Below are 23258 nucleotides of genomic sequence, written 5' to 3'. Positions count from 1 at the left end.
TTCGGCGCCCCGACGTTCGCACCGAGCTGTTGATACTCCATTGGCGCTCCCATGTTCGGTGCTGCAAACGGCTCGTAACCTATCGGCACACCGACATTGGCCGCACCAAGCTGCTGGTTCTCCATGGACGCTCCTACGTTCGGCGCCCCAACGTTGGCTGCTCCGAACTGTTGGTATTCCATTGGCGGGGCCACATTTGGTGCTCCCACGTTAGCCACGCCGACCGGCCAGTGACCCATCGGTGCTCCCACGTTCGCTACTCCGAAAGGCTCGTAACCCATCGGGGTTCCCGCGTTTGCCGCGGCAAACGGCTGGTAGCTCATCGGCGGACCGGCATTTGCCAGCCCAAAAGGCTCGTAACCAATTGGCGCACCTACGTTTGCCGCTGCAAATGGCGCATAGCCCATCGGGGCAGCCATATCGAACATTCCATATGGTTGCAGCCCTTCGTCTATGTTCGGTGCTCCAAACAACTGGTAACCAGCCGGGCCACCCATGTTAGGCACTGTGAACGGCTGGTAGTTGGGGTGCGCGTCATGCAGTGCTGCGTATGGAGCATAATCCATTGCACCCATCTGCGAATAGTCTGCGAGCGCTGCACCGTGCCCCGGGATGCCGTCATAAGCTACCCCTGAGTGCTGAGACTCTTCTCCGATAGCTTGATCGTGTATCGGCGATTGCTGCGATTTTATTTTGACATTCTCGTGTTCTGTCTTTGACTTGTGAAACTGAACTTTAACGCCCTCATGTGCTACATTGGGTGGCGCCAAATGCACCGCACCTCCTTGATTTGCCGCGGGTTCCTCAGTGTTCACCGCTGCTCCGTCAACGGCGTCCTCTGCTGCCTCGTCGTTTGCCTCTTCAGCCTCTGCGGACTCCTCGGCTTCTTCTGTTTCCTCAGCCTCTTCAGCCTCTTCAGCCTCTTCAGCCTCTTCGGCCTCTTCCGCTTCTTCAGGTTCTTTGTTCTTCTCGGCTTCTTCTGTCTCCTTGACCTCCTCGGACTCCTCAGCCGCGTTGTCATCGGCCTCTGCCGCCTGTTCGGACTCCTCAGCCGCTTTGTCGTCTTCCTTTGCCGGCTGCTTGGATTCTTCTGCCGCTAGGACCGGTTCGGCGTTCTCTGATACCACGGCTGCTGCAGCTTCGACTGCGCCGTCGTCGGTCAGCGGTTCGGCGTTTGCTTGCAGGGCCTGCGCGTCGATGTAACCCTGCTGCTCATGCGGCGACTTCAGCTTAGGGATGTATACCGTTTCGCCTGTCATCAGCACATTGGGATTTTTTAACTGAGGATTGGCTTCGATCATTTGCTGCAGCGGCACGTTCCACGCTTTCCCCAGCTTCCATAGCGTATCACCTTGAGTGACAATGTGTTTGTAAGCATAATCGCTTGGGGGCTGCAGCTGTTTCGGCGCTTTGGGGATTTTGACTTTCACTCCGACATCAATCGCGTTGGGCTCGGTGATATGCGGGTTGCCAGCGATTAACGCGTCGAGATCGACTTGATACTTCTTGGCTATTAAATCTAGCGTATCGCCTTTCTTCACCATATGAATCTTCACGGCACTTACCTCCTTAAAGTTTTTCGGACCGACCTGTACTCGAATGTCAGCAAAAAAGTCGGTTGCATCTCCATGGATCGTACGCTTCGTGTGCATTGCAAGGGAACCGCCCGCAACGCGTGCAATCAGCGCGCCCGGACTGAGATTCCTCGTTACACATGCCGAAACAAAATGACACTACAGTCTATGCAGCTAGGTAGGCATTTGACCATGTTTTTGCAAAAAAATACATACAATCCCACGCCGCACTGGCGCAGCACATGAGTTGGGACGACAAAAAAAGCAGGAACAGAGCGGCCTAGCCGGCGCACGGTTTCCTGCTTTTAGTTAATCTATATCGTATATTCGTATTTATGAGCGATCCAATCATCGAATTACCGCAACTTATCACGGCTGACTCCACGCAGGTTGATACTCATACGCGGGATAACTCCCGAGCACGCGCACTTGACAGCCGATCGCTTCAATCTCTTGTAAGGCGGCAGGCAGTAATATCGAATCCATCGATGCTTGGATATCAATAAAAAAGTAATAAGTGCCTAATTTTTTCTTGGTGGGTCTCGATTCGATCTTGGATAAGTTGATGCGCCGCCAAGCGAACGCTGACAACAGCTGGTGCAGCGCTCCTGGATAATCCTCAGGCAAGGTAACCAGTATGGTAGTTTTGTCAGCACTCACTTCCCGGTTAGGCAATTGCATTGGCTCCCGGCCAACTAGCACAAACCTGGTGAAGTTGTTCTCATGGTCCTGCACGCCCTGGGCCCAAGTGTGCAGACCGTACATCGCTCCCGCGGACAACGGGGACAATGCAGCGACATCGGGTCGGCCGAGCTGTTTGACCAATCGTGCCGCTTCCCCGTTGCTGCCCACTTGCTCAAGCTCCACATGCGGTAGATAGTCATGTAGAAATTGTCTGCATTGCGTCAACGTGACGCTGTGAGATACCACTTTGGTCAAGCTCGCGCAGTCGACTGCAAGAGATCCCTCCGATTCCCGAATGCCATGCAAGCTAATGGAGATAGGATACACCCACTCGGCCTGAATCGGTAGTTCCATCTCATTTGCAAGCCAGTCCAAATGGAGTCTGACCGAGCCGTCGAATGTGTTTTCAATCGGAATAACTCCGTAGTCCGCTTCACCGTTCACCGTGGACATAAACACATCATCGATCATCTTGCAATTGAGATATTGAAATTGTGCCGTGCCGAGAAAATGATGCGCCGATTCCTCCGTAAAAGTGCCCGGCCCCAAAAGCGCTATTCGCTTCATGCACGGACCTCTCCTTTGATATTTTCGAATAGTGTACACTGTGGATCGAAATGTGTCATCAACTCTACCCCACTGCTCGACGGCTTAAGCCATAGCATTGTTGCCTCAATCTGCTCACGGCGCAGCGTCTCGCGCAGAAATCGCTCCAGCTCGGCCTTCCGGCCGCTGCCGCGTTCCACAAGCGCAAGCATGGTCGGGCCTGCGCCACTTAAGGCGACCCCGAGCGCGCCATGCTCCGTCGCCTCGTCGAGGATCGTGCTGAGCCCCGGCACGAGCGGAGCTCGGTAAGGCTGATGCAGCGCATCCTTCATCGCGCGCGGCAGCATGTCAAGCCGTCCCGTACAAAGGGCGGCTACCAGTACGGACGAATGCCCCACGTTGAAGACGGCATTCTCCAGGCTTTGCTCGCGCGGCAGGACATTCCGCGCCTTCTCCGTGGACAGCTGGAAGTGGGGGATCGCCACGAGCACTTCCAGCCTGTCGTCGGGCTCGACGCGGACATACTCCGCGCGATTACCGTCCCAGAAGGCGACGACCAGTCCGCCGAACAGTGATGCACCGACATTGTCGGGGTGCTGCTCAAGCGACGTCGCCATTTGAAACAGCGAGTCATCGGACAAAGGGCTGCCGATGAGAGCGTTCGCCGCGGCGAGTGCGCCAACGATCGCCGCCGCACTGCTGCCCAGCCCGCGCGTCAGCGGAATGTCGCTGTACATGGAGATTTCAAGCTCCGGCACTGCCACCCCGGCCTTGTCAAAGACCATCTGTGCGACTTCATATATGAGATTGGATTTATCAGTCGGAATCCCATCCATTTGTTCGCCGAACAAATGAATCTTCGTTGTATCGGTGACACCCATTTCAATCCACGCGTACAGGTTCAGCGCCATCCCGAGCGTGTCAAAACCAGGACCCAGATTGGCCGTACTTGCCGGCACTTTAACGCAAACTTTGTTAGTGCGAGTTTCCATCCCTCGTATGACTCCTTTAAGAGCAGCAAGCGCAGGATGACTCCCTGCGCTCCTTTGCTCCACTAAATATTTACTCCCGTCATAAGCCGAAAATGACCCCTTGCGTCTCGTCTTGCCACTACTGGGACATTTTTATCGTTAACCCTGCAGCCTCTGAATCGCATCCATAACGGCAGCTTCCGAATCCTTAACCACCATGGGCTCCGCCTTCACGCTTTTGATAGCGATGTTCGGATCCTTCAGACCGTGACCTGTGAGCACGCAGACGACAGTTTGTCCTTTTTCAAAATGGCCTTCCTTCTTCAGCTTCATCACACCCGCGATGGATGCCGCCGACGCAGGCTCTGCAAATATACCTTCGCGGGAAGCGATCGTCTTGTAAGCATGCAGGATTTGCTCATCGGTGACATAATTAATTTGCCCGCCGGAGTCCTGCGCGGCCGCAACGGCCCCTTTCCAAGTGGCGGGGTTACCGATCCGGATCGCTGTCGCCACCGTTTCCGGCTCGGCAATCGGTTCGCCACGCACGATCGCTGCGGAGCCTTCCGCCTCAAAACCGATCATTTTAGGCAGTGTCAAGGCTTTACCGGCCGCATGGTATTCCTTAAATCCTTTCCAGTACGCTGTAATGTTACCGGCATTGCCTACGGGAATCGCCAGATAATCCGGAGCTTTACCTAACTGGTCAACCACTTCGAACGCAGCGGTCTTCTGTCCTTCAATCCTAAATGGATTGACGGAGTTAACCAGCGTTATAGGGTGCTTCGCGGTAATCTCGCGCACAATTTCCAACGCGCGGTCGAAGTTGCCTTCAATCGCAATCACCTTCGCGCCGTAAATGATCGCCTGAGCGAGCTTGCCGAGCGCGATATTGTTGTTCGGTATCAATACGATACAGTTGAGTCCGCCCCGCGCAGCGTAGGCTGCTGCCGCTGCGGAAGTGTTGCCTGTCGAAGCGCACATAATCGTGCGGCTGCCTTCCTCCATCGCTTTCGCCACAGCCATAACCATGCCCCGGTCTTTGAAAGAACCCGTCGGATTCAGTCCTTCATACTTGAAATAAATATCCAGATCCAGTTCGTTGGACAGATTTTCCGCATGAATCAGCGGCGTGTTGCCCTCCTGCAGCGTCAGCATCGGCGTGTTCGCGTTCACAGGTAAATATTGTTTGTAAGTATGCAATAGACCCATATATCTCATAATAAGACTAAACCTCCACTCGGTATACGCTCTTAATCGCTTGGACAACGTCCATCGCTTCAAACTGCTGCAATACTTTGTTCATCGACGCCTGGTTGGCATCATGAGTGATAATGATAATTTCGGCACTTGGATTGGCGTCGTTGGGATGCTGCAGCAGCGATTCCAAGCTTACTTCGTGCTCTGCGAATACCTGCGTGATTTGCGCAAGCACTCCCGCTTTATCCTGCACATGCAGTAGGATGAAATGCTTCGCCCTGATTTGATCATCGGTCTTCAACTTCTTTTCCCGATATGGAGCGATGCCTCGCTGCCCGTTAATGCCGAGCGTCAAGTTGCGGACAACCGCGACCAAATCCGCGACGATTGAAGTCGCTGTGGGCATTTCACCCGCGCCGGGACCGTAAAACATCGTTTCACCCACCGCTTCACCATACACATACACCGCGTTGTAGACGCCGTTAACGGAAGCCAGCGGATGTGATTTTTTCACCATCGTGGGCTGCACGCTGATGCTGATCGCTTCATCATTACGCTCGGCAATTCCGAGCAGCTTGACTTCATAGCCCAACTGCTTCCCGTAGGCGATATCTGCCTTGGATACCTGGCTGATGCCGCGCACTTTAACATCGCTCAGTGCGACGTTAGCATGGAAACCGAGTGTGCCCAAAATAGTCATCTTACGGGCGGCGTCAAAGCCTTCCACGTCCGAAGTCGGATCGGACTCCGCATAGCCAAGCTGCTGGGCCTCTTTTAGCACGTCGGCGTAAGCGGCGCCCTCCTGGCTCATCTTGGACAGTATATAGTTTGTGGTGCCGTTTATAATGCCCATAATTTTGGTAATGCGGTCGGACGAGAAACCTTCCACCAACGTACGGATAATCGGAATGCCCCCGGCGACGCTCGCTTCATAGAAAACATCGCAGCCCTTTTCTGCCGCTCTCGACAAAATCTCCCTGCCATGCAGTGCCATCAAATCTTTGTTTGCGGTGACGACATGCTTACCGCGGTCCAACGCTTCAAGTATATATTGTTTGGCCGGCTCCACGCCGCCCATCACTTCAACGACGATGTCGATATCCGGGTTAGAGATGACGTCTTCCGGACTGTCCGTTAGCTTCTGAGCAGTAAGAGCAATATTTCTGGCCTTACTCTTATCCTGCACTAAAACTTTTGCAATTTCAATCTCCGCTCCTGTCTGGCTCACCAGGTCCTGCTGATGTCCCTCAATGATTCGAACCACCCCGGTACCAACTGTGCCAAGGCCCAGTAATCCCACTTTAATTGGCTTCATATGGTTTCCCCCTCCATGTGGTGCTTTCTATATTTTCACTTGTTCTCAGTCTCCCAGCGAGAGTCTGAGCCGCAAGCTTTCTCCCTGACTAACTGCACGGGCCTCGTCAAATCCAGCAATGCCCAACTGCTCCCGGTGCCTTCTCCATACTCCAGGAAGTAGAGCTGAGGTCCGTCCATTATCCCTGAGCAACCAAAGCTGCTCGGCTCACACCGTCCTGCTCACGTAAACGTTCCAGCAGAGCAGCAACACTATCGTCCATTCTGGAGGTTTCCACCGAGATCACAACGTTCGCTACACCCTGCAGCGGTATTGTTTGGTGGATTGTGAGCACGTTACCCTCGAGGCCCGCGATCATGGCGAGCACCCTGGATAGAATGCCCGAGCGGTGCTGCAAATCCATCGAGATCGTAACAATACGCTCCCGGTCCAGCTTGCTCAGCGAGAAAATACCTTCCTTGTATTTATAAAAAGCGCTGCGGCTCAAACCAACCTGCTCTACCGCATCAAAGATGGTTTTCACCTCGCCCCGGGCAAGCAGTTCCTTTGCCTGAACCGTTTTTAGCAGCGCTTCAGGCAATATATCTTCACGTACCAAGTAATAGTTTTCGTGCTCGTTGGGAATGAGTTCCGGTGATTTTTTCTCCAGCACGGCTTCAGTCCTTTCTACAAAGACGAATGTTTCTGCATAGTGGACATTATATCGGAAGCCAGGCGATTCGGCAATAGACATTTTTACGATGATGATTAAGAAGCGTCCCGCCGTGAAGCAGCAATAACCGCTGAGAAAGCATAACCGTAGCCAAGTACAACACTCCGTGCTAAAGTTAAACTGCTGGCCTGGTGCGAGCGATTCTCGTCAACCATGCACACTGGCACACCGAGGGGGAGAATGCACTGTGATCCGGACCCGTATGATCGCAACCGCCATGCTTTTTAACGGCAATGACATGTTGATGATGAAGAGATCGCCTAGACGGACGTTAAGTCCAGGCATGTGGGCAGCCGTGGGCGGGCACTTAGAGCCGCACGAACTAAATGATCCTCGCAGCGCCTGTCTGCGTGAAATATATGAAGAAACGGGATGGCGGGAGGAGGAGATCATTGACCTGAAGCTGCAGTACATATTAATCCGGTTAAATCAGCAGGAAATCCGGCAGCAGTTTGTATACACGGCTGCCGCGGCGCGCCGCGATGTCGTGCAAACCGCTGAGGGCGTGCTGCATTGGATACCCAAGACGGAAGTGTTCCAGCGACAAATCCCTTTTATTTTTCATTCTTTGCTGAAGCATTACTTCCAACATGGGCCTTCGTCGTGTGTTTGGGTTGGCACGGCTGGTTTCAGTGATGAATTGCACCTTCGGCCCGCAGTCCATTGGACGGCCCTGATCGATCCCGGTGTGCTGTAGCTCGTGCACCGCATAGATCAGATTCGCACCCTTCTCATCTGTAAGCACCGAAATGACAAAATCGCGCAGCGAGCATGGAGGTCAGAATGGCAGCATATGAAAAAACACCAGTCTCATCTCTCCGATGTGAGCTGGTGCTGTTTGTATTTGTTGTGCCGGTTATTCCTGTTCCACGAACTCGAATTCAAAATCTCCGATGCGAACCGGCTGACCGTCCTTCGCTCCACGTTCGCGAAGCGCTGCGTCTATTCCTTTTTTACGCAATATCCTCGCAAAGCGCGTAACCGATTCCTGCGTGCTGAAGTTGGTGCGTTTGATAAGTTTCTCGATGCTTGGGCTCTCCACCACAAACGTCTCATTTTCACGCCGGATGGTGAAGTCATCGTCATCCTCAGCTTCCAGCTTGTACACCTTGCGTTCGGCTACATCCGCTAATTCCTCGACTACAGGTGCATCAGGTATGGTGTCAAGCAAATCCATCACCTTGTACATCAGAGTCTGCACTCCATCCCGGGTAGCCGCAGAAACAGGTATTACCACAAGGGTCGGATTCACTTCCGCCAACCGCTGAGTGAAAGCCGCGATATTATCAACCGCTTCCGGCAGATCCATCTTATTCGCGACTACGATCTGCGGCCGCTCTTCCAGCTTAGCGTTGTACAGCTTCAATTCATCGTTAATTTTCACCCAATCGTCGAAGGGATCCCGACCTTCGGTGCCCGCCATATCCACCACATGCACGATAACCCGGGTACGTTCGATGTGACGCAAAAACTCATGTCCCAGTCCGACACCCTCATGTGCGCCCTCGATTAGTCCCGGCAAATCAGCCATCACGAAGCTGCGTCCGTCTCCTACGTCGACGACACCCAGGTTAGGTGTCAACGTGGTGAAATGATAAGCACCGATTTTCGGCTGTGCTGCGGAAACCACCGACAACAGCGTAGACTTGCCGACACTCGGAAAGCCGACCAAGCCGACATCGGCCATCACCTTCAACTCCAGCACAAGCCATCGCTCTACCCCTTCTTCGCCATTCTCCGCAATTTCAGGAGCGGGATTGTTGGGTGTCGCGAATCGGATATTACCCCGTCCGCCGCGTCCGCCTTTTGCCACCACCACTTGCTGTCCGTGCCGGGTCAAGTCCGCGAGTATCTCGTGGGTGTCATCGTCGATAACGACGGTGCCCGGTGGGACGCTAACGATCATATTATCCGCGTTCGCCCCATGTTGGCTCTTATTGCGGCCTTTTTCTCCACGCTGTGCCTTAAAATGCTTCTGGTAACGAAAGTCCATCAGTGTGCGCAAGCCTTCATCCACTCGGAAAATGACGTCGCCGCCTTTTCCTCCGTCACCGCCTGCCGGACCTCCCTCAGGCACATACTTCTCGCGGCGAAAGGCTACCAAACCGTCACCGCCGTCGCCGCCTTTTACATAAATTTTAGCTTTGTCTACAAACATGAATTCACCTCTTCACGGAAGTACGGGACCTCAACGTGCATAGCCGCATGCCCGCCCTCCAATCGCTCAATTCTCCATATCTCCGCTGATGTGTGCCTTTGTTTGACGTTCTCCAGTTCGGCCAATAACCGCTTCACCGCAATTTCCCCTGCATAGCGCACGTTCAGCTGTAAACAATCGGATTTCTGCGCGAGCTGCAGTGCCAGCTTCTGTTCACCGTCCGCGTAGAGCTGGGCGTTGCGCTTAAAGGCTTCGATCAAACCGATGCACATGCTGCTAAAGTCCGCCACATCCAAGGGCAGTTCATTTAGACGAATTTCCTCGCTCATGTCGACTTCGAAGAGCAGATCTTTCACCTCTGCTTGAACAGAGAGCAAGTAAACGATTAGCTCTGGAACGCCCAGTTTCGCAACGTTGCTCTCCCGTCGGACCTTTTCTTTTATTTTCTCCATCAGCGATTCCAATTTATCATATTTTTTTAATTTCACGTATCCAAACAAAACTTGGATGTCGTTCATCCAGTCATGCCGATAGTGATTGAACAAGCTGATTAGGCGGAGATTGGGATCCACTCCGGATTGTTCGTCAGCGGCACTGTGTCCTCGGTCATCTCGCTGTGCGGCTGGTTCTTCGCTATATAAGCGGTCTGTGCCCATAATCAACCTCTCCGTTCCGTCAAGTCCTGACTCCATCAGTATAACATTGTGCATCCATTATCGCTATTTGGGGCACCTGGTAGATGCAAAAAACCCCGGCGACACTAGTCGCCGGGGTTATCGTCGTTGACTATTAAACTTCTACTGTCGCAGCCACAGGAGCTGCGTCCACTGGGTAGACGCTAACTTTCTTGCGATCACGACCAAGACGCTCGAACTTCACAACGCCTTCGATCTTAGCGAACAGTGTATCATCGCAACCGATGCCTACGTTGTTGCCCGGATGAATTTTGGTACCGCGTTGACGAACCAAAATTCCGCCTGCCGTTACGATTTGTCCGTCCGCACGCTTCGCGCCCAGACGCTTACCAATACTGTCACGACCGTTCTTCGTGGAACCTACACCCTTCTTGGATGCGAACAACTGCAGATTCAATTGTAGCATGATGTCTACCTCCTTTATGATTTTTTTGTTTTGTTGTGTATTGCTATATATTCACCGTACGATTGTTCAATTGAGTGGAGCATGACGGTCATAGCGTTCAACAACAGTTGAACCTTCTCGTTCAATACTTGGTCCAGGTTATCGGGTATCCGAACATCAAGCATCCCATGCTTGGTGTCAACTTGCAATGTTATCCCCAATAGAGCCTCAACCGCATTAACGGTGCCGACAGTCACTGCTGAAACACCGGCGCAGACAATGTCCTTGCCAGGCTCGTCATACAATGCATGACCCTTTACCCGAAATGACTCTAGCGAGCCATCCGATGTGCGATTGATTGTTACTCGTATCATCCTACACCTTACGCCTGAATCTTGTCAATTACAACTTTTGTATAAGGTTGACGGTGGCCTTGCTTACGGCTGTAATTCTTCTTCGCTTTGTATTTATAAACGATGATCTTGCTACCTTTGCCGTGCTTCTCCACTTTTCCGGATACCACAGCGCCAGCCACTACTGGAGCGCCAAGCTTCAAACCGGACTCATTGGATACAGCCAATACTTTATCAAAAGTGACGGCATCGCCTTCACCAGCGTTCAGTTTCTCAATGTAAAGAACATCGCCTTCCTGAACCTTGTATTGTTTACCACCTGTTTCAATAATTGCGTACATTTCGTTGCACCTCCTCATGTCTCAGACTCGCCTTAGCCAGGTGACTCGCCCGTTCCGAGCGCGTACTTGTGAACCCGCTTCGTGCGGTTACAGCATGTTCACCAGCAACATACTTGAACATTCTAACACAGCCGCCACAGCATTGCAATGCCTATTTCAACCAAACCCAGCCGTTGCCGTCGCAGGCGCTGCATCGCGTGACATGAAGCTTTTGCTTGCCATCTTTGACCTTTTTGCGTGTAAGTTCCACGAGCCCAAGCTTCGTCCAGCCTACCACAACAGCCTTGGTTCGGTCTTTTTTTGTTTCTTCGACCAGCACCTCGAGCACTCGCTGTCGATTCGCTGCGAGCTCCATATCGATGAAATCAATCACGATCAGCCCCCCGATATCGCGGAGTCTTAGTAGTCTCGCGATATCTTTCGCCGCGGCGAGGTTGGTGTCGCAGGCGGTCTGTTCCAGATCGACGCTGCCGGTATATTTCCCGGTATTCACGTCAAATACGGTAAGCGCCTCGGTGTAATCTACGATAAGATAGCCTCCGTTATCCAACCAAACCTTGCGCTTAAAGCCGCTCTGAAGCTGTTCGTCCACATGATAGGACGCAAATAAAGAGCACCCTCTATTGTCAAAGAGCTTCACGCGCTCACTGAGCTTTGGCGCCGACAGCTGCACCATCGACAACAGTGTCGCGTAAGCTTCCTTCTCATCGACCCATAGCTGATCTACGTTGTCCTGAAAGCCGTCCCGGACCCAACGCGTGAGCAGCCCATAATCCGTGTACACCTTGCGCGGCAGCTTGCCTGGCTGATCAACCAACGAGCGCACGGCCGCCCAACGCTCGCGCAGTTCTTCCAAGTCGGCTGCGAGCAAGTCTTCGCTCACTCCCTCCGCAGCAGTGCGCGCTATGAAGCCTTCTCCTGGCAGCAGCCTGCGTTCGGCAACCTGTTTGAGTCTGCTGCGCTCCGACTCGTTTTCGATTTTTCTGGATACCCCCACGTAATCCGCATTCGGCATGTAAACACCCCAACGCCCCGGTATGGAATGATGGGTCGTCACACGCGCACCTTTGCTGCCCGAAGGCTCCTTGACAACTTGAACCAACAGAGTTTGTCCGGCCTGAATTAAATCCGTTATCGGTGGCTTATGTTTTGGTTGTTTGTCCATATGTGCAGGCAGTATGTCATCAATATATAGAAATGCGTTTTTATCGAGTCCGATATCCAAAAATGCCGCTTGCATCCCCTGGAGCACGGTCATTACGCGCCCGAGATACATGTTTCCCGCCAACTGCTCCGCTCCTCGCGCCTCGCTGTCGTACTCCACCAGCTTACCGTTTTCCAACACAGCCACTTCTATGCGCTGTTGTCCGCATTGCACCAGGATTTGCTTCATATTTTCCACCTCGGTCTCATTTTACATGAAAAGCTCGGAAATCGCACATCCCCGCCTGGATTCTGTGAAATAGGAAAGCAGCAAAGGTTTCTCAGGCAGTACGATGCGTATCATTCCGCGCTCATCCAATACATACACGAGATGGTACTTGTCCCGCACAAATAAACGGACGATGTCAGACACTTTCATCCGGCCGTTAACAATAATAGGCTGGGCCAAAGTGCCTTTATCAATAAGCGGGGCGACAGCGGTGTCACGATTGATCAGGAACCGCATGAAATGATATGTCAAGTTTTTGTGCGAGTACCAATTGGAATACAGTAAAAACAGACCGATGATCAGCAGATTCATCTGTATGCCGCCGCGCAGCACATGCAGAAGTGAAAGAATGATCAACAAGCAGCTGCATACCAAGCTCAATGCGGAGCTCAGCGCTATGGCACGGTAGTACGGCTGCCAGAGAGTGAGGCATGACTGCAAAATTTTTCCTCCGTCCAACGGCAGTATCGGCAGTAAATTGAACAACGCAATAAGCATATTGGCCTCTATAAAATAGGTGGCCCAGTCGTGGGAGATGACGCCCGCCCATTTGAGCACGTATGCCGCTAGTATCATCCAAACGTTCTGCAATGGTCCTGCGAGAGCCACGATAATTTCCTGTTTGACGGGCACGCTGCCCAGCTCATCCACCACGGCCACACCGCCGAAGGGCAGCAACTGCACCTCCTTCACACGCCAGCCGTAATTTTTAGCAGCCATTACATGACCGATTTCATGGACGAGCACGATCGCGAAAAGAGTAGCGGTTTCAATGAAATAGCCGGCTATAATTGAGAGCAGCATCACGATGGAAAAGAGCGGGTGAAAACGATAATATGTGCCGAACCACCGGTTCCAGTTAGTCAAAATTCACCACATCCGCGGGGTTGATAAATGTGTTATCTTTCGATACCGCGAAGTACACATAGCCCGTTTGTTGCGAGCTGTCTTGTGACACGGAGCCTAGGGTCTCCCCTCCTTTGATCCAATCGTTAACGCTGACGCGGCCTTTCTCAATCCAGCCGTACACCGATTGGACACCATCAGTGTGACGCACTATGACGGTAAATCCCGTATCCTCCTTGGCGCCGGCGTATACTACCAGTCCAGTATCCATGGCGCTCACCGTTGCGTCTGCTTTCGTCTCGACCGTCACTCCCAGCGTGCCCGGCTCGAACGGCGCGATTACCTTTCCTCTAACGGGGGCAAAATAATGCTTAGAATCCGCTGTAACCTTCTGCGCCTCCTGCTGATTAACCGGGTTCAGCGCTGGCAGCAGTGTGGGCGCACCTCCGAACTGTCGCTCATACCACGCGGCCACCGGGCGAAAATCAAACGACTCGTTCAGCGTTGCAGTCACGAATGCTTTACCTTTGTTAGCCAATGGATGATCAGATTGAAACATAGCCCATATCAAGGCAAATAGCACACAGCTGATAAACAGCTTGATGCGGATGCTACTTTTCGTCGGTATGAAGCTTTGCTCGTGATCCTGATCTTCATAATGTGTGGAATGCCGGGCCATCTCACGGTTCCATTTTAGTCGCCAGAGGTGCTCCGGGTCATTCCACGGTTCATCATCCGAACCATGTGAGGCCGGCTCCTGTGTTCGGGGTCGGGCGGGTGCGTCCGGGAGATTCGGACTATGGTTCTCTCTATTAGCAGGAGGCATGACATGCTCGCCATTACCGAATTGGCTCAGGTGGCGAATGCGCTCCATACGCCGTTGCCGCAACTTGTCTCTTTTTTCCACGGAAGGGCTCCTCCTCGAGCTCGGATCAACTTCATCACTATCCTATGAGCCTGTACATCCAAATATAACTTGCTCACACGGTAAAACGAGCGGCGGGCACGGCGTACCGGGGCCATGCTGCATCAGCGGAGAAGGCGCAATGTGATTTGAGCACAGTGGGAGGTTCATAACCGGATCGGTTTACATACGCAAAAAAGAGCCACATACAGTGACTCTTCATTTTCTTATTATCAGATGCAAAAAAAGCACCCTGCGAAAGGTGCCTTCCAGATGATCCGCCGGTTGGCGTGTGCGTGGTTTTTCACTTGTTCACTGGTGAGAGACCTCACTAAAAAATGCCTGGTTGAGAGATGCTGCTGTCAAAACGTCACTTGTTGTTCCTGGTGGACGCGAATACTCATGACCAAGCCGATACTCATCATGTTAATCAGCAATGAAGTACCGCCGTAGCTAATGAATGGCAGCGTGATACCAGTCAGTGGCATAATTCCGATAAGCATTCCGACATTCTCGAAGACCTGAAACACAAACATGGATACAATGCCGACAATGATGTACGAGCCTGCTTTATCATGACATTGAATTGAGATCAGAATCATCCTGTAGATCAGTACAAAATAGAGCAGCAGCAGGATGGATGATCCAACGAAGCCGAACTCTTCCGCTAGTACCACGAACACCGAGTCTGAGTACGCATATGGGATAAAGCTGCGATGCACTGACGTCCCTTTTAAATATTTTTCTCCGGTAAGACCGCCGGAACCGATAGCCTTAATGGAGTTTTCCACCTGATACCGTTGGTTCTTGTCGGCACTTTCGGGATCAATGAACGTGTCGATCCTTGCCACCCAGTGTGCTTTCTCCCGGTCGGAAAAATATTTTTCAATCGGTTCATGATAATGCGTAAACACATACAGAATCACAGCCAGACCGGCTATGGCTATCAATAGTCCAATCAGAAAATGCGTGTACTTCATATTGCCGATCCACAGCATGCCAATGAGAATGACGATAAAAATAATGGCGTTTCCCAAATCAGGCTGGATGAGCACCATGACAAACGGGACTAGCACGATGGTTCCAACCGGCAGCACATCCGTGGTGAACAGAAGCGGCTCCCCCTGCCGTTTCGCCAGAAAAGCCGCGACCACGATAATAAGTATCAGCTTCATTAATTCCGCTGGCTGAAACTGCAGCCCTCCGGGCAGCTGGAACCAACTTTTCGCCCCATTGATGTCCATGCCGAACAGATATACCGTGACCAGAAGTACCAAACCCGTGATATAGAAATAAGGTGCAATTTTGACCAGCGCGCGGTAATCGAGAAATGTCACACCGAGAAACGCGAGAATAGCAATCAGATAAATCAGGATAGTCTTGTTTAAATCAAACTGGATGTTCATGTCGCCCAAGGTCGCGCTGTACACCAACAGCGTGCTGATTACCATAAAGAGCAACAATATCGCAACGATGAGAAAATCGATTTTTTTAAATTTGTGCAGCAAAGCCGAATCATCCTATCCCGATAAACTTCTTCAATTTGCGAAGCATGCCCGGTTTTTCCTCCATCGGCATTAGCGGCACAGTGTCTCCCAGCATTCGCCGGGCTATGTTGCGGTACGCAATCGCAGCACGAGAGTTGGGATTCATCACGGTCGGTTCGCCCATGTTAGCCGCCTTAATAACGTATTCGTCGTCCGGCACAATGCCAAGAAGGTCGATGGCGAGCACGGAACAGATTTCATCGATATCAAGCATCTCCCCATGTTTAACCATATTTGCACGAATCCGATTGATGATAAGCTTCGGCGATTCAATCCGGGCGCCCTCCAGCAGCCCGATAATACGGTCAGCGTCCCGCACGGCAGCGTTCTCTGGAGTCGTGACGACGATAGCCTTGTCGGCGCCGGCGATGGCGTTTTTGAAGCCCTGCTCGATCCCTGCGGGACAGTCGATAATAACGAAATCGAATTCCTTTTTTAAATCAAGCACAATCTGCCGAATGGCGTCTGGAGACACCGCGTCCTTGTCCTTGGTCTGCGCGGCAGGGAGCATATACAGCTCGTCAAACCGTTTATCTTTGACCAGCGCCTGAGGCAGACGGCAGCGACCTTCGGCCACATCTATCAAATCGTATATGATGCGATTTTCCAGCCCCATCACGACATCCAGATTGCGAAGCCCGATATCGGTGTCGACCATGCAAACCTTTTTCCCCTGTAACGCAAGAGCCGTGCCGATATTGGCTGAAGTGGTCGTTTTCCCCACGCCGCCTTTTCCCGAAGTAATAACTATGGCTTCTCCCATGTTTTCAACTCCTCCGCATTACTGCTGTAAATCAAGTTTGTGCATGTGATGTATCTTGTCGATTTCCATCCTGCCGTCCTTAATGTAAGCAAACTCCATAAATGCCTCATTGATTCCCCACTCATCGGGAGGACGGCTGATGATGGTTGCGATGCGCAGCTGCGTCGGCCTGAAGTGTGATGCGGCAACGATGGCTTTCTCGTCGCCGTCCGCCCCGGCATGTGCCATACCGCGCAGAGAGCCCAAAATATAAATACTGCCCGAGCTGATGATCTGGCCGCCAGGGTTAACATCGCCAAGGAACATGATATTGCCTTCCTTGACCAAGGTCTGGCCTGACCGGACCATGCCTTTCACCAGCTTAATGTCGGCCATATCCGATGCGAGAGCCGAAGGAACTACCGTTTGCGACTCTATCGATTGAATCAGCAGGTTCCCCTTTTGCCCTATGATGTCCCGGATCATATCCTTTTGCTCGTCCGTCGCAATTCGGGACCCGAGTTTGACGTACACGTGAATAATCGGACCGGTGAGTATTTTCTGGTGAGTTCTCTCCAGCTTGTGCTTTAGTTCATGAATAACCTGCGCAAACTCGCAGGTGTCATCCAACAGGAAGACAAGTCCGTCTTTAACCCCTTTGATTGTAACATGATGCCTTACCGCCGCCATAGACGTTTAACCCCCCAGTCTATACATTTCGGCTTTTTCCCGATCAACTCCTGCTTTCCGCTTGAAAATTTAATTGTCTAACGTCGGCCGACTGCTTTGCAGACTTTCAAACAATTTGCGTACCGGAACATACACGAGCAGAGCGAATAAAAGATTTATCAGCATGCTGGGAAGCATTTGGTGGAAGAAGGACCATTGGAGGCTCAGATGTTTGACTTGGAATAACCGGTAAAGTCCGTAAATAATAAAATCAAAAAATAAATTTCCGAATGCAATGACCATCATGCTGACCGCAATATTGGAATAAAGCCGGCGGTGCGTCAGTCCTGCCAAATAACCAGCCAACCCCATAGCGAAGGATATCGGTCCAAGCATTGGAGAATAATAAAGTACATCCTGTAAAAGTCCAAAAACCAACCCATAGATCAAAGCAACATGTCGGTTAACGTACAAGCCTATGTACAACACGATAACCAGAACAACATGCGGTGCCACATACACTTTGGATTGCCACACCCCGGGTATGATCCACTGAAATATAGTGCCCTCAAGTATGAATAGTCCTGTCAGTATCAACCACAGCCAATTGCGCCTCACGTTATCCCCCCTGGTCCGGAGTGATCACGACAAAGACCTCGCGTAGATGATCAAACGGCGCGAACGGTTCAACCACCGCTTCCAGTGAAATACCGAAATTGCCCGGCCCTACCGAGACCACCTTGCCCACTTCGATGCCCTTAGGGAAAACCTGACCGAGACCGGAGGTCATGACAATGTCTCCCGGCTGCATTGTATCGTTGGGATAAATCTTCGTCATGATCAGCTTTTCAGTTGGCAAGTCATAACGCTCAAGGATGCCAAAGGACTCGTTCTCTTTACCCTTGATGGTAACTGAGATGGCCTTGGATTCGTTGGAGGTGTCATCCACGCCTTTCAGCAGCTGCACAATGGAATAAAAAGGGGTCACCTGAGTAACGCGTCCGACCAGACCCTCAACGGACATAACGGCCATGTTGGGCTTAACCCCGTCCTTCTCCCCCAAGTTTATACGGATGGTGTTATTCAACATGTCAGGATTGACGGCAACAACCTGTGCAATCCGAAAGGTGTAATTATTCGCCTGCTTCTGCCGCTCTGTGAAACCGAGAGCTTCCTGCAGCCGTATGTTTTCCTGTTCGAGATCGTTCAGCCTTGTAGTATCCCTGGCGTACTTGGTCAAGGTCTGTTTGAGTACCTTATTTTCTTCGAAGATCGTTCTCAATTGTCCGATGTCCTCAAAGAAACCCGCTATGTAGCCAGCGGGCTTATAAAATAATCCTTGTGTCCATGATACTGTGTCTGTGATGAAGCGTTCAGGCCACGACATTCGTTCCCTGTTCCCGAGCGTCAAACCCATAAGAGCGATAAAACAAATGAAGCCAAGCAGCAAAATGAGCAGCCTTTTATTCCCGAATAGTTTCAAAAGCAACCACCTTCTAATCTCTGCCGCAAGAATCTAGCGTCTGGATTTACTCGTAGGTCCGGATTTCGTTTTGAATAAATGAATGTTTTCTAGAGCCCGGCCGGTGCCGATAGCAACACAATCCAGTGCATTCTCCGCTACGATAACGGGCATGCCCGTCTCTCTCATCAGCAGTTTGTCTAGGTTACGCAGCAGGCCGCCGCCGCCCGTCAGCACAATCCCACGGTCCATTATATCTGCGGACAGCTCCGGAGGGCATTTTTCCAGAGTAACCTTCACTGCATCTACGATACTGTTGACAGTGTCTGTCAATGCCTCTGTGATTTCTTCAGAAGTGATAGACATCGTCTTCGGCAGGCCCGTTACCAGATCGCGGCCGCGAATCTCGAATCGTATTGCCGGATCCATAAGCAGCGCTGATCCGATTTCCATTTTGATGTGTTCTGCAGTACGCTCACCAATCATCAGGTTATATGTACGCTTGATGTATTGGGAGATCGCTTCATCCATTTCATCTCCCGCCACACGAATCGAACGGCTGGTTACAATGCCGCCCAACGATATCACAGCGACCTCGGTGGTGCCTCCGCCGATATCGACGACCATGCTGCCTGTCGGCTCCCAAACCGGCAAATCCGCACCAATGGCGGCCGCGAACGGCTCTTCTATGGTGAAGGCGTCACGGGCTCCCGCCTGCCGGGTAGCATCCTCGACAGCGCGCTTCTCCACTGCGGTGATGCCGGACGGTACGCAGACCATCACATTGGGATGACGTTGGAATAGCATACGTTGTTTCTGTGCTTGTCGAATAAAATATTTGATCATCGTCGAAGTCGTGTCGAAATCTGCGATCACACCGTCTTTCATTGGACGTATCGCGCGTATGTTGCCAGGAGTACGGCCGATCATTTTCTTAGCTGCGTCTCCCACGGCTTCAATGGATTTGGTGTCTGTGCGCAGCGCTACAACGGAAGGCTCCCGCACCACGATACCTTTACCTTTAACATAAACTAATGTGTTCGCTGTGCCCAGGTCAATCCCCAAGTCTTTTGTTAAACCACCGAACATGGATGGTACTCCCTTCCTGATGGAGGCTCCTGTCAAACAAACGTCATGCCTTGTACCCGGTACCTCGAAACATGTCGAATTTTGAACCAGCTTCCTTAGTTTCTATTATATTACATCAAGCCTTGCTCCTTCAAACTTACAAATGTCTGATCTCCGATAACGATGTGGTCGAGCACATCGATACCCACTATATCGCCTGCTGACACAAGCCTTTGCGTGATTTGGACATCTTCGGAGCTTGGGGTCGGATCACCGCTGGGATGATTATGTACACAAATAATTGAGGCGCTGCTACGTTTGATCGCTGCCCTGAATACTTCGCGGGGGTGAACAATCGAGGCGTTCAAGCTGCCCATAGAGAGCGTTTCTTGGCCGATCACGTGATTTTTGGTATTTAAAAATAAACATACGAAATGCTCTTTCTGCAGATAACGCAGCTCTTCCATCATCAAATCGGCTGCATCCTTCGGACTTCGTATGGTGACCGTTTCTTGCATCGCCGTGCGTGCCAGGCGGCGTCCCAATTCTATACCGGCTTGAATTTGAAGGCCTTTGGCCTGTCCGATGCCTCTGATCTCGGTCAACTGCTGCAAGCTCATGTCGACAAGACTGCGGAGTCCTCCCGAATGCCCCAGCATGCGCTGTGCGAGATGGACCGCCGATTCCTGATACGTGCCGGTACGCAGCAAAATAGCCAGCAGTTCCGCGTTGCTTAATGCTTGAGCCCCATACTGCATCATGCGTTCTCTAGGTCGGTCTTCGTTTGGGACATCGCGCAATGTCGGATTGTGCGATTCCATCCATTCCCCTCTTTCATTCAAAATGTGTGTGAGTTCACATTATAGCATGATACTGGCTCAAAGAACAGACATTCCAAGACGTTCTAGCAAGTCGCTCAAGAGTGCCATCGGCAGCCCCACAACCGTGAAATAGTCGCCTTCAATGCGCTCCACCATCGTCGCTCCGATCCCTTGAATCGCGTAGGATCCCGCTTTATCCATGGGCTCCCCTGTCTCCACATAGCGCTCGATCTGCCTGTCCGTCAAAGGCTTCATAAACACACTGGTAGCACGGTGGTCCACCAGATGGGTGCCGGACGACAGATCGATGCACGCGACACCGGTGAACACTTGGTGAGCCCGGCCTTGCAAGGCGTACAGCATTGACACAGCGTCTGCCTTATGCTTCGGCTTACCCAGCACCTGCCCATCCAGCGCGACGATGGTGTCGGATCCGATCACTATCGCTTCCCGCGGCTGCACACTTCTATACATTTCGCATACGGCCGACGCTTTTCGACTTGACAGCTGTTCCACTATTTCCCATGGTTCGAGCCCGGTAGCCGTATCTTCATTGACATCGCTGACACGTATTTCAAAGGGAAGCTGCAGTGTTCGAATTAGCTCCTGCCTGCGTGGGGAGGAGGAGGCCAAAACAAGCTTTTTTTCAACATTCATAGACATACATTGACTCCTTGTCACGGTATAAGTATAAGATCTGTCACGCGTACGCTGCTGTGTACGTTACAATTTGCGATACGCCCAAAATGCTGCGACTAGTCCAATAATACTGATTAAGTTAAGGTTTAAGTGGAAATCCAAATCATACTTGATCACGAGCAGATCCGCCTTTGGCTGCCACACAAGCGGTACGGATTTCGTCAAGAACGCCAAAGCGGGAACCGAAGCCAATGATTGACCGGCCAACGAGCCGGCTGCCAATCCTATGATGAGCAATAATACCAAAGTAAATGTATTCTTTTTCACGCCGCTGCTTTCCTCTTTCAATAATATGTATGATAGCTATAACAGCCAAGAGTTGATGAGCAAGGTTAATTATATCATATATTTGTCGAAATCTGCCTGGTAGATATGAGTCAAATCTGGCACCGTCCACTGCTTGAGATGGGTTGCAGCGATGGGGCAGCCGCCGCTTGCATATCACCTGCAAAAAACACCGAATCGGCAGCATGATGCTGAACCGTTCGGCGTTGCGTGCGATGCATTCCCGGGGCTAATCGGCGGCTGCGGTGTTGCGTGCGATGCATTCCCGGGGCTAATCGGCGTTTGCGGCGTTGCGTGCGATGCATGCACGGGGCTAATCGGCGGCTACGGCGTTGCGCAGCTCTTTTTGCGCCAACACGTACTGCATGAGTGCACCCTGTGTTTGCCACATATATGAGGTCGCGGGTGTTTTGCGATATTCGTCCAACGAACGCAGCGCGGTGCTCATCGCGCTCCCCATCTTTTGCACAGCGGCGCGCGCGTCCTCTGCCAAGCCTTCATTCGCGGCCGCCGTCAAGTCGAGCCACGATTGGTGTGCCGTTTTCGCAGTCTGCAGTGTGCTGGCGTTGATCGCGCTGGCTTTTTCTTCGTTCAGATGAGTGAGTGTAAGCGGGGCAATCAATTGTAACAGCTTGTCGCCCTCTGCGAGATAAGACGGTAATGCTTCAGATGGCTTGCCGCTCCATTTTATTTTGCTTAGCGCAGGGAGTTCCACGTTTTTGATAATGACATCCACCTGATTTTGTTCAAACTGCTTGGCTAATCCGGCTGCATCATCCCGGCTCATTGCAATGCCTGAGTAAACCGGATATTTGTCCCCCGTATCCTTCACTGCGGGAACACCCTTCTGCTTCAGATCTGCTAACGCGCTGTCCGCGGCTTGGGAGGTGCTGAACACGCCGCTTTGCAAAAAGGAATACGTCTTGCCCGGCACTGTCACTGCCGTTACCTCAGCGGCGGAGGATGCTTTGGCCGGGGCCATAGCAGACACCGCTGCAGAGTTCGCTCCAGGAGCCGCGGTGGAATTCGTCTGACCGCCCTGTGCAGTGGCAGCAGCAGTGCCGCTTCCGCCGGACACCGCGGCCGGTTGAGTCTGCGCGTGCTGCTGAGTATTGCCGGCATTAGGGTCGTTTTCATCGGTAAACATCGAAAGGACGAAAAAACCGAAAGCGACCCCGGTCACCACCGCGCCGGCGACGGAAGCAGCGACTTTCAGCCATGAACCAGAGGGCGGACGTGACATATACACGGTTTCCTCCGGCTCGTACCAATGGGGATCGGGTGCATTCCCGCGGATTTCTTTCCGGTCAATCGTATCCATATAATTTTTTCTCTCTAGATACCCAGTTTCCGCATCAAATGCAGTAGAGGAAGACTCACGTATCAACTTTTCTACTCGCTGCGTTTCGATGTCGAAGGAGCTTTGCCAGCCACCGAAATCATGCGTGTATTGGTTTAATGTCTGGCCGTCGATGAGCGTATCGGATACTTTTGCCGCCGCGGCTTGGGGAATGTCCGGCAGCGCTTCTTCTTGCACTGTGGTGAGCGTCTCTGGCGTGGGATTGCCGGCGCTTTCTATGACTTGGTATTCCTCGCTCCGCAGCGGGATTACATTATGGTGAGGTGTGGAAGATGTCTCTTTTATTTCACGCTTGGCATTGTGGTTGCGGCCGTGGTCGAATCGGAAGGTCATCTTTGCTTTGTTCATTTCTACTTTTCTCCCCTTTTGTCCAATTTCATATTACTAGACTATGAGAGTGAAAAATGAAATAGAACAAGTGCAGCACGAAAAAACACCCCAAAACAACATCGGACCTGCGCGATGGATTTTGGGGTGCTATGTCGCTCT

The 23258-nt window shown here is 51.9% G+C and carries 25 protein-coding genes and 1 other annotated feature; of the genes, 1 reads left to right on the top strand and 24 read right to left on the bottom strand.

The features are described 5' to 3' along the window. The 6 genes from CBW46_RS21525 to CBW46_RS15910 form a co-directional block, all read right to left on the bottom strand. Positions 1-1556, bottom strand: a 1556-nt coding sequence (locus tag CBW46_RS21525; protein ID WP_207802301.1) for a LysM peptidoglycan-binding domain-containing protein, incomplete at its 3' end; no start/stop codon positions are given. Between the two features lie 387 nt (positions 1557-1943). Then, positions 1944-2825 carry a prephenate dehydratase gene (gene pheA, locus CBW46_RS15930; protein ID WP_089200988.1) on the bottom strand — a complete coding sequence of 294 codons (882 nt, stop codon included), beginning with the start codon at positions 2823-2825 and terminating at the stop codon, positions 1944-1946. Next, the gene (gene thrB, locus CBW46_RS15925) at positions 2822-3796 is read right to left on the bottom strand and encodes a homoserine kinase (RefSeq protein WP_089200987.1); all 975 of its coding nucleotides are present in this window, start codon (positions 3794-3796) and stop codon (positions 2822-2824) included. Before thrB ends, pheA begins: the two co-directional genes overlap by 4 nt. 138 nt (positions 3797-3934) lie before the next feature. Then, positions 3935-4996 carry a threonine synthase gene (gene thrC / locus CBW46_RS15920; protein ID WP_089200986.1) on the bottom strand — a complete coding sequence of 354 codons (1062 nt, stop codon included), beginning with the start codon at positions 4994-4996 and terminating at the stop codon, positions 3935-3937. 7 nt (positions 4997-5003) lie between these two features. Beyond that, positions 5004-6290 (bottom strand): homoserine dehydrogenase, encoded by a 1287-nt coding sequence (locus tag CBW46_RS15915; RefSeq protein WP_089200985.1) that lies wholly within the window; start codon positions 6288-6290, stop codon positions 5004-5006. A gap of 178 nt (positions 6291-6468) precedes the next feature. After that, a complete protein-coding gene (locus CBW46_RS15910) occupies positions 6469-6942 on the bottom strand; it encodes an ACT domain-containing protein (protein ID WP_243633345.1) in 474 nt (157 codons plus the stop codon). A 247-nt stretch (positions 6943-7189) separates the two neighbouring features. Here CBW46_RS15910 and CBW46_RS15905 point away from each other — a divergent pair, with 247 nt between their 5' ends. Beyond that, positions 7190-7699, top strand: coding sequence for an NUDIX domain-containing protein (locus CBW46_RS15905; RefSeq protein ID WP_089200983.1), 510 nt, complete (start codon positions 7190-7192; stop codon positions 7697-7699). 159 nt (positions 7700-7858) lie between these two features. Here CBW46_RS15905 and obgE read toward each other — a convergent pair whose 3' ends face one another. From obgE to CBW46_RS15815, 18 genes are all read right to left on the bottom strand, one after another. Further along, a complete protein-coding gene (obgE, locus tag CBW46_RS15900; protein WP_089200982.1) occupies positions 7859-9160 on the bottom strand; it encodes a GTPase ObgE in 1302 nt (433 codons plus the stop codon). After that, a complete protein-coding gene (locus CBW46_RS15895) occupies positions 9151-9816 on the bottom strand; it encodes a Spo0B domain-containing protein (protein ID WP_165842346.1) in 666 nt (221 codons plus the stop codon). Before CBW46_RS15895 ends, obgE begins: the two co-directional genes overlap by 10 nt. 133 nt (positions 9817-9949) lie before the next feature. After that, a complete protein-coding gene (gene rpmA, locus CBW46_RS15890) occupies positions 9950-10261 on the bottom strand; it encodes a 50S ribosomal protein L27 (RefSeq protein ID WP_089200980.1) in 312 nt (103 codons plus the stop codon). 14 nt (positions 10262-10275) lie between these two features. Then, positions 10276-10614, bottom strand: a complete 339-nt coding sequence (locus CBW46_RS15885) for a ribosomal-processing cysteine protease Prp (RefSeq protein ID WP_089200979.1) — start codon at positions 10612-10614, stop codon at positions 10276-10278. 8 nt (positions 10615-10622) lie between these two features. Then, positions 10623-10934, bottom strand: a complete 312-nt coding sequence (gene rplU, locus CBW46_RS15880; RefSeq protein WP_089200978.1) for a 50S ribosomal protein L21 — start codon at positions 10932-10934, stop codon at positions 10623-10625. A gap of 13 nt (positions 10935-10947) precedes the next feature. Beyond that, positions 10948-11033 (bottom strand) — a sequence feature (ribosomal protein L21 leader region). Positions 11034-11085: 52 nt separating this feature from the next. Beyond that, complete coding sequence (locus CBW46_RS15875) at positions 11086-12327, bottom strand: Rne/Rng family ribonuclease (RefSeq protein ID WP_089200977.1); 1242 nt, start codon at positions 12325-12327, stop codon at positions 11086-11088. Between the two features lie 21 nt (positions 12328-12348). Beyond that, a complete protein-coding gene (locus CBW46_RS15870; protein ID WP_243633344.1) occupies positions 12349-13233 on the bottom strand; it encodes a M50 family metallopeptidase in 885 nt (294 codons plus the stop codon). Further along, complete coding sequence (locus CBW46_RS15865) at positions 13226-14119, bottom strand: peptidoglycan DD-metalloendopeptidase family protein (RefSeq protein WP_089200975.1); 894 nt, start codon at positions 14117-14119, stop codon at positions 13226-13228. The genes CBW46_RS15870 and CBW46_RS15865 overlap by 8 nt, the downstream gene beginning before the upstream one ends. Before the next feature lie 359 nt (positions 14120-14478). After that, positions 14479-15624: an FtsW/RodA/SpoVE family cell cycle protein gene (locus CBW46_RS15860; protein WP_089200974.1), complete on the bottom strand. Its 1146-nt coding sequence runs from the start codon at positions 15622-15624 to the stop codon at positions 14479-14481. Positions 15625-15631: 7 nt separating this feature from the next. Next, positions 15632-16426, bottom strand: a complete 795-nt coding sequence (gene minD / locus CBW46_RS15855) for a septum site-determining protein MinD (protein WP_089200973.1) — start codon at positions 16424-16426, stop codon at positions 15632-15634. Between the two features lie 18 nt (positions 16427-16444). Beyond that, on the bottom strand, positions 16445-17095 hold the full coding sequence (gene minC / locus CBW46_RS15850; protein WP_089200972.1) for a septum site-determining protein MinC: 651 nt from the start codon (positions 17093-17095) through the stop codon (positions 16445-16447). A gap of 69 nt (positions 17096-17164) precedes the next feature. Then, complete coding sequence (gene mreD, locus CBW46_RS15845) at positions 17165-17692, bottom strand: rod shape-determining protein MreD (RefSeq protein WP_089200971.1); 528 nt, start codon at positions 17690-17692, stop codon at positions 17165-17167. A gap of 1 nt (position 17693) precedes the next feature. After that, entirely contained in the window at positions 17694-18557 is an 864-nt protein-coding gene (mreC, locus tag CBW46_RS15840; RefSeq protein ID WP_089200970.1) for a rod shape-determining protein MreC, read from the bottom strand. A 33-nt stretch (positions 18558-18590) separates the two neighbouring features. Next, complete coding sequence (locus tag CBW46_RS15835; protein ID WP_089200969.1) at positions 18591-19625, bottom strand: rod shape-determining protein; 1035 nt, start codon at positions 19623-19625, stop codon at positions 18591-18593. Between the two features lie 110 nt (positions 19626-19735). After that, positions 19736-20425, bottom strand: a complete 690-nt coding sequence (radC, locus tag CBW46_RS15830) for a RadC family protein (protein WP_089200968.1) — start codon at positions 20423-20425, stop codon at positions 19736-19738. A gap of 57 nt (positions 20426-20482) precedes the next feature. Further along, the gene (locus CBW46_RS15825) at positions 20483-21088 is read right to left on the bottom strand and encodes a Maf family protein (RefSeq protein WP_089200967.1); all 606 of its coding nucleotides are present in this window, start codon (positions 21086-21088) and stop codon (positions 20483-20485) included. A 60-nt stretch (positions 21089-21148) separates the two neighbouring features. Next, complete coding sequence (locus tag CBW46_RS15820) at positions 21149-21391, bottom strand: DUF4321 domain-containing protein (protein ID WP_089200966.1); 243 nt, start codon at positions 21389-21391, stop codon at positions 21149-21151. A 331-nt stretch (positions 21392-21722) separates the two neighbouring features. Continuing rightward, positions 21723-23117: an SPOR domain-containing protein gene (locus CBW46_RS15815; RefSeq protein ID WP_089200965.1), complete on the bottom strand. Its 1395-nt coding sequence runs from the start codon at positions 23115-23117 to the stop codon at positions 21723-21725. Between the last annotated feature and the right edge of the window lie 141 nt (positions 23118-23258).

This window comes from Paenibacillus xerothermodurans (assembly GCF_002220865.2).
GTDB lineage: Bacteria > Bacillota > Bacilli > Paenibacillales > NBRC-103111 > Paenibacillus_S > Paenibacillus_S xerothermodurans.
The sequence above is the reverse complement of the archived record's forward strand: the minus strand, read 5'-3'. Positions and strand labels throughout refer to the sequence as shown.